Here is a 1,847-nt window from a genome sequence, read left to right as displayed (position 1 = left end):
TGATATGCTCCCCCTAAAGTAGACACTTAATAAAATAAGTCTGCTTTAGAGGGGATTTTTTTATGAATAGAAAAGTATATTCTGCAGATGTGTTAGAAAAATATATTCTGATGTTCATCAAAGATGGTATAAATTATCCAACTTTGGTAAAAGAGTATGGGTTATCGATACATAATACAATATTCTATCAATATGTTAATAAATATCGAAAGTATGGTTTAGAGGCCTTGAAACCTAGAAAATTAAATAATATATATTCTGAAGAATTTAAACAAAAGGTAGTTAATGCTTATTTAAATGATGAGGGATCTCTTCGAGATCTAACACTAAGATTCAATGTTCCTGCTGTATCAACTGTAAGTTATTGGATAATGAAGTATACTGAGGGTAAAAGTAGTAAGAGTTACAGTACGAAACCCGAGGTGTACACTATGAAAATGAGAAAAACAACGACCAGTGAGCGAATAGAAATTGTCAAGGATTGTTTATCCAATAACTTATCATATGTGCAAACAGCCAAAAAATATCAAGTATCTTATAATAACGTTTACTCATGGGTTCAAAAATATAAAAAACATGGAAGTGAAGGCCTAATAGATGGGCGAGGACGCCGAAAACCTTCTACGATTCAAACTGAAACTGAACAGTTACGTACAGAAATAGCTGTTTTAAAAGCTAAAAATGAGTACTTAAAAACAGAGAATGCGGTATTAAAAAAGCTCGAGGAGATAGAAAGAGGGTCGATATTAAAAGAGCACGATATGAAGCGGAATTTCAAACCATCTCCTGCCTCAAAGAAAAAGGATTCAAAATAACTCTTTTATGTCAGGTATTAGGGGTTAGTCGTGCTGGATATTATAAGTGGTTAAAACGAAAGCCGACGGCTGAGGAAATACGCTTAAATAATATCATGAAGACAATTATTGACGTGAATGAAGAAGTTAATGGTATATATGGATATAGGAGAATGACGATTTATTTGAATCACTATTGTGAGGAGAAAGCTAATCATAAATGTGTATACAGAGTAATGACTCATTTAGGTATAAAATCAGTTATTCGTAAGAAACGATACCACTATAAACCGCATAAACCACAAAATGTAGCTGAAAATGTGTTAAATCGCGAATTCAAAAAAACGTATAAAGCAAATGAAGTCCTGTTAACTGATGTAACAGAATTAAAATACAATAACCACTCTAAAGCCTATTTGAGTGCAGTTTTGGATTATGGTGAGAAGAAAATTATTGCGTGGAAATTAGGAATTTCCAATAACAACCACCTCGTAGCTGAAACATTTAAGCAAATTGAAGGTCAACTGTTACCAAATAAGACCTTGATACATAGTGATCGTGGTTATCAGTATACTTCCCATTGGTTCAAAGAATATATAAAGAGAAATGAGGTTATACAAAGTATGTCGAGACCAGGCTATTGTATTGATAACGGGCCTATGGAAAGTTTCTGGGGCATCCTTAAGGATGAATGTTATAGAAGAAAGCACTTTGAAACTTTTGAAGACCTAGAGGATGCTATTAATACTTACATTGAATTCTATAACTCAAAACGGGTTTCTTTGTCTATGGGGTTAAAGATACCAGTGAATACTAAATAGATAGTTTATTAGATTTTAAAATGACTAAAGTTGTTGCAGTTCGTTAAGTGATGACACTTTTGCCTTAGGATATATAATCGGGATGAATCCCGATTATATATCCTAAGGCAAAGAGACAAAAAATAGCTAACTGTAAAAAAATATTTGTATTTTGTAATTAAAAAAAGACTAGATAATTCTAGTCTCAAAAAAACTTATTTTTTTATCTGTCTACTTGACAGGGGTCAGTTCA

General features: G+C 32.3%; 2 protein-coding genes. Both read left to right on the top strand.

Annotated elements, in window-relative coordinates; genetic code table 11:
* Positions 1-62: 62 nt before the first annotated feature.
* Positions 63-815: a helix-turn-helix domain-containing protein gene (locus CJ191_RS09055; RefSeq protein ID WP_102199570.1), complete on the top strand. Its 753-nt coding sequence runs from the start codon at positions 63-65 to the stop codon at positions 813-815.
* On the top strand, positions 710-1,615 hold the full coding sequence (locus tag CJ191_RS09050; RefSeq protein WP_107645915.1) for an IS3 family transposase: 906 nt from the start codon (positions 710-712) through the stop codon (positions 1,613-1,615). Before CJ191_RS09055 ends, CJ191_RS09050 begins: the two co-directional genes overlap by 106 nt.
* Positions 1,616-1,847: the final 232 nt, after the last annotated feature.

This window comes from Aerococcus viridans (genome assembly GCF_002871935.1).
GTDB classification, from domain to species: domain Bacteria; phylum Bacillota; class Bacilli; order Lactobacillales; family Aerococcaceae; genus Aerococcus; species Aerococcus viridans_B.
The sequence above is the reverse complement of the archived record's forward strand: the minus strand, read 5'-3'. Positions and strand labels throughout refer to the sequence as shown.